The 394-nt window shown below is 31.5% G+C and carries 1 protein-coding gene; it reads right to left on the bottom strand.

Annotation, left to right across the window (positions count from 1 at the left end):
- Positions 1-62: 62 nt before the first annotated feature.
- A partial coding sequence (locus tag A3850_RS20365) for a hypothetical protein (protein ID WP_231915256.1) occupies positions 63-394 on the bottom strand: 332 nt, incomplete at its 5' end.

The raw sequence follows: 394 nt of genomic DNA, 5'->3' as shown, positions 1-394 counted from the left end.
TCCATATATCTTGAGGTGCTGTACAGAGTATAGAAGTTAGTGTTTATCTCTAAATAATATTCTTAATGTAATTGTCTAATTATTTTCCTAAATTCAGCATTAGATACCACATTTGGTTCCGGCATATTTAATCTAGATCTAAATTTCTTCATGGAATAAACACTAAACAAAACCTTGTCATCTTCTACAGTTTTGTAACTAATCACCGTCGATCCTAATGTAGATGGGTAATTTGACAAGTGGTATACTTCGCTTTTACTTTCATTAAACCTAATTACTATATTTTTCTTATCTACAAGTGCGATTACTCTCATTCCTTCTCTACAAACAACTGACATACTTCTTGGCTTTCTAATTTTGGCAAGCTTATCGATGTTGTACCAACCAAAATCTT

Source organism: Lewinella sp. 4G2, from assembly GCF_001625015.1.
Lineage (GTDB): Bacteria > Bacteroidota > Bacteroidia > Chitinophagales > Saprospiraceae > Neolewinella.
Note: the sequence above shows the minus strand (reverse complement) of the source record. Positions and strands in the feature narration are given on the sequence as shown.